This window comes from Calidithermus terrae, assembly GCF_003574345.1.
GTDB lineage: Bacteria > Deinococcota > Deinococci > Deinococcales > Thermaceae > Calidithermus > Calidithermus chliarophilus.
Map to the genome: position 1 here is coordinate 1 of NZ_QXDL01000285.1, position 4,213 is coordinate 4,213.

The window sequence follows — 4,213 nt, forward strand, 5'->3', positions numbered from 1 at the left end:
CCGATGCCCTTATCGCTCGTCGCTCGTGCCCGGCTGCCTGCCGCTGCAGGGACGGCCCGGCCTCGCGTAGACTTGGTCCGTGAGCCCGGGCCGTCCCTGCAGCGGCAGGCAGCCGGGCACGAGCGACGAGCGATAAGGGCATCGGGGGATCACGATGAGCTACGTCCTGGTCAGCCGTAAGGGGTGCCACCTGTGCGAGGAGGCCGAGCAGATGCTGGGGGCCCTGCGCCTCCCCTTCGAACGGCGCGACGTGGACCAGGACCCCGAATTGCGGCTGGAGTACAGCTTCCGCGTCCCGGTCCTGCTGCGAGGTCGCGAGGTGTTGATGGAGGGCCGCTTCGACGCGCCCCGGCTCGTCCGGCTCCTCGAGCAAACCGCTGACGGCGGACAGCCGGGGGCTGACTAGCCACGTCCGGCACGGCGGCCTGAGCGGCCGTGCGGGCAAGTGTGTAAAGGTCTACTAAACTGCGGAAGGAGAGCTTAGGTATGGACCCAATCATGATCGAAATCGGGCCGATCCAGATCCGCTGGTACGGCTTCTTCCTGGTGGTGGCGATCTTCGCCGGGTTCGAGATCGCCAAGCGCTACCTGCGGGGCTGGGGCTACGACCCCGACCGCTTCGAGCAGGCCGCCTTCTGGGCGGTGGTGGCGGGGGTGATCGGCGCCCGGCTGGGCTACGTGCTCACCAGCCCCAGCGACTTCGCCGACAACCCCATCTCGGCGTTGTACATCTGGCAGGGCGGGCTCTCGATCCACGGCGCGCTGATCGTGGGCATCCTGGCCTTCTGGCTCTACTCGCGCCGCTACGGCACCCCCTTCATGCCCTACCTCGAGGCCTCCCTCCCCGCCGTGGCGCTGGGCGTGATCGCCGGGCGGCTGGGCAACTTCATGAACGGCTCCGACACCGTGGGCCGCCTGACCACCCTGCCCATCGGCTTCACCTGGCCCGAGTCGGCCTCGGGCTTCCCCGGCCTGTGCAAGGCGGGCGACGTGGTCACGCTGGCCTACGGGCTGTGCCTGGGCGAGGTGGTGCGCGGGCCGGTGCACCTGACCCAGATCTACGGGGCGGTCATCGGCGTCGTCCTCACCGTGCTGGTGGTGCGCTGGCTGGCGATGAAGAAGCCCTGGGGCTACGCCTTCTGGCAGTTCGTGCTGTGGTACAGCGTGCTGCGCTCGGTCTTCGAGGAGACCTTCCGGCTCAACCCGCTGTGGGTGAGGGTCTACGAGAACAACCAGATCGGCGTCGGGCTCTTCACCGCCACCCAGATCTTCTCGATCCCCCTGATCATCCTGGCGATCGTCATGCTCTACCGCCTGCCCCGCGGCACCCGCGAGGCCGTGGCGGTGCCCGTGAACACCCCCCCGAAGGCGGACAAGGCCGAGGCCAAGCCGCGCAAGAAGGGCTAAGCCCGCCGGACGGCGACGAGGAGCGGGTGGCGTGTTCGCGCCACCCGCTCTCGCCATTCTGAGCAGCGCCTCAACGCAGCCCCGGGGGCTCGGCAGGCTTGAGCCAGAAGTTGCGCTCCTCCGCCTGCTTGAGGTAGGCGCACAGGCTCTCGAGGTCCTTGAAGTAGATCACTTCGCCCTTGCCCTCCACGGGGCGCACCGAAGCCCGGACCTCTCCGGCCGGCCCGTGCCACAGGCGCAGTTCAAGGGCGATGGCTTTCGAACCCATTGCTCCCTCCTGCGAACGAATCTAGCAAGGCCGGCGTTATATCGCCGTTACAACGGGGTTACGTCACACCGGGCTGCTGCGGGGTGCTCGCCCGGCCTCGAGCCCGCCCCTGCGGGACATTTGCTGCCGCCCCCCGGCCCTAGCATGGGGCCATGGAAACCACCCGGACCGGAAAAGCCCTGCGCCGCAGCGACGTGGACAAGCTCTACCAGGCGCGCCTGTGCGACCTCGAGACCGCCGCCGCCCTGGTGCGAAGCGGCTGGCGGGTCTACGTCTCCGGCAACGCCGCCACCCCCACGCCCTTGCTCGAGGCCCTGGCCGCCCGCAAGGACGAGCTGCACGGCGTCGAGCTCGTCCACGTGCTCCAGCTCGGCCCCGACCCCTTCCTCGCGCCCGAGATGGAGGGCCACTTCCGCCGCCGCTCGATGTTCGTCGGGCCCGCCGACCGCGAGGCGGTCAACAGCGGCCGCGCCGACTACGTGCCGATCTCGCTGCACCAGATCCCCTGGCTGTTCAAGCGCGGCCTGCTGCCCCTCGACGCCGCGCTGGTGCAGGTCTCCCCGCCCGACGAGTTCGGCTTCGTGAGCCTGGGGGTCGAGGTCATCGCGGCCAAGGCCGCCGTGGAGAACGCCCGCCAGGTGATCGCGCTCGTCAACCCCCGCATGCCCCGCACCCTGGGCGACACCTTCGTGCACGTCTCGAAGTTCGCGGCCTTCGTCGAGGTGGACCTGCCGCTGCCCGAGCTCGGGCGCGGCGGCTTCGGCGAGGTGGAAGCCCGCATCGGCAGGCACGTCGCCGACCTCATCGACGACGGCTGCACGCTGCAGATGGGCATCGGGGCCATCCCCGACGCGGTGCTGGCCAACCTCGAGGGCCGCCGGGACCTGGGCATCCACACCGAGATGGTCTCCGACGGGGTGATGGAGGCGCTCGAGCGCGGCATCGTCACCGGCAGCCGCAAGACCCTGTTGCCGGGCAAGGTGGTGGGCACCTTCGTGCTGGGCAGCGAGCGGCTGTACCGCTTCGTGCACAACAACCCCCTCTTCGAGATGCGCCCCGCCGACTTCGTCAACGACCCCTTCACCGTCGCCCGCAACGACCGCATGATCGCCATCAACTCCGCGCTCGAGGTTGACGTCACCGGCCAGGTCTGCGCCGACTCCATCGGCAGCACCATCTACTCCGGCTTCGGCGGCCAGCTCGACTTCATCCGCGGCGCGGCCGCCAGCGAGGGCGGCAAGCCCATCATCGCCCTGCCCTCGACCGGCAAGAACGGCGCCTTCTCCCGCATCGCCCCGGTGCTCAAAACCGCCGCCGGCGTCGTCACCACCCGCGCCGACGTCCACTACGTCGTCACCGAGTACGGCGTGGCCGAACTCTTCGGCCGCAGCCTGCGCGAACGCGCCCAAGCCCTCATCAACATCGCCCACCCCAACTTCCGCGAACAGCTCACCCAAGCCGCCTGGGAACGCCGCCTGTTGCCGAGGGGGTACACGGGAGTGGCGTTGTAGGAGGGCGGGAAAGGGGTTTAGGGAGGTCCGTGGTAGACGGCGGTAAGCTGTCAGCCCTCAGCCCTCAGCTTGTAGTGAACCCTCCCTGTCCCTCCCCGTGTGCGGGGAGCGAGTATCCCCCCAGCCCCCCTTGATAAGGGGGGTGACAAGGCGTCTTGCGTTTTGCGTTTGGCTTTTTGCGTACGACGTACGACGTAGGACGTACGCCGCACGACCCGCGCCCGGCCATCAGCTACCGGCTACCGGCATCCAGCATTCAACGCGGCCCGTTCTTCGCGTACCACCGGCTCTGGTGCAGCAGCCCCCGGAGCATCTGGACCTCGCCGGGGCTCAGCTCGGCCTTGTGCAGGATGCGGCGCAGGCGGCGGCGGGCGTAGGCGAAGCGCTTGGCGTCGGTGAAGCCGATCTGCAGGATGTAGCTCTCGAGGTCCTCGAAGAGGTGTTCCAGCGCCTCCCGCTCGGCCAGGCGCTCGGGCTTGGGGGCGGGGGGGTCGGTGATGGCGACGAAGATCTCGTAGGCCAGCAGCAGCACGGCCTGGGCCAGGTTCAGGCTGGGCTGCTCGGGGGCGGTGGGGATGCGCACGATGAGGCCCGCCTGGTCCATCTCCTCGTTGGTCAGGCCGTACATCTCGCGCCCGAAGAGCAGGGCCACCTTTCCCTGCTGGGCCACCTGCGCCACGGCCCGCGCGGCGCCGCGGGGCTCGGCCAGGCGGCCCACGTGGATGTCGCGCGAGCGGGCCGTGGTCGCCAGCACCAACTCGCACTCGCCCACGGCCTCGAGCACCGTGTCGGCGCGGCGGAGGTTGTCGAGGATGGGGTCGGCGTGGACGGCCAGGCGGTAGGCGTCGGAGTGGGGGCGGGCCTCGAGGTCGGCCACCACGCGGGGCTCGGGGGCCACGAGCCAGAGCTCGCTCATGCCGAAGTTGCGCATGGCGCGGGCCACCGCGCCCACGTTCATGGGCTCCTGGGTGCCTACCAGCACCACGCGCACGTTGTGGGTGAAGGGGTTGGGGTCGGACTTGGGCGG

At 69.8% G+C, this 4,213-nt stretch carries 5 protein-coding genes; 3 read left to right on the top strand and 2 right to left on the bottom strand.

The window, feature by feature from the left end; genetic code table 11:
- Positions 1 to 154: 154 nt before the first annotated feature.
- Together Mterra_RS19365 and lgt are read left to right on the top strand one after the other, a co-directional pair.
- Positions 155 to 406 carry a glutaredoxin family protein gene (locus Mterra_RS19365; protein WP_119316617.1) on the top strand — a complete coding sequence of 84 codons (252 nt, stop codon included), beginning with the start codon at positions 155 to 157 and terminating at the stop codon, positions 404 to 406.
- 80 nt (positions 407 to 486) lie between these two features.
- A complete protein-coding gene (lgt, locus tag Mterra_RS19370; RefSeq protein ID WP_119316618.1) occupies positions 487 to 1,407 on the top strand; it encodes a prolipoprotein diacylglyceryl transferase in 921 nt (306 codons plus the stop codon).
- A gap of 70 nt (positions 1,408 to 1,477) precedes the next feature.
- Here the strand turns inward: lgt and Mterra_RS19375 are convergent, their stop codons facing one another.
- The gene (locus Mterra_RS19375) at positions 1,478 to 1,675 is read right to left on the bottom strand and encodes a hypothetical protein (RefSeq protein WP_027894063.1); all 198 of its coding nucleotides are present in this window, start codon (positions 1,673 to 1,675) and stop codon (positions 1,478 to 1,480) included.
- 152 nt (positions 1,676 to 1,827) lie between these two features.
- On the opposite strand from Mterra_RS19375, the gene Mterra_RS19380 reads away from it, so the two are divergent.
- Positions 1,828 to 3,186: an acetyl-CoA hydrolase/transferase family protein gene (locus tag Mterra_RS19380; protein WP_170159750.1), complete on the top strand. Its 1,359-nt coding sequence runs from the start codon at positions 1,828 to 1,830 to the stop codon at positions 3,184 to 3,186.
- Between the two features lie 256 nt (positions 3,187 to 3,442).
- Here the strand turns inward: Mterra_RS19380 and Mterra_RS19385 are convergent, their stop codons facing one another.
- Positions 3,443 to 4,177, bottom strand: coding sequence for an RNA methyltransferase (locus tag Mterra_RS19385; RefSeq protein WP_275054868.1), 735 nt, complete (start codon positions 4,175 to 4,177; stop codon positions 3,443 to 3,445).
- Positions 4,178 to 4,213: the final 36 nt, after the last annotated feature.

Coding starts and splice junctions, on each gene's coding strand:
- Mterra_RS19375 (WP_027894063.1), bottom strand. CDS start 1,675: ATGGGTTCGAAAGCCATCGCCCTTGAACTGCGCCTGTGGCACGGGCCG.
- Mterra_RS19380 (WP_170159750.1), top strand. CDS start 1,828: ATGGAAACCACCCGGACCGGAAAAGCCCTGCGCCGCAGCGACGTGGAC.
- lgt (WP_119316618.1), top strand. CDS start 487: ATGGACCCAATCATGATCGAAATCGGGCCGATCCAGATCCGCTGGTAC.
- Mterra_RS19365 (WP_119316617.1), top strand. CDS start 155: ATGAGCTACGTCCTGGTCAGCCGTAAGGGGTGCCACCTGTGCGAGGAG.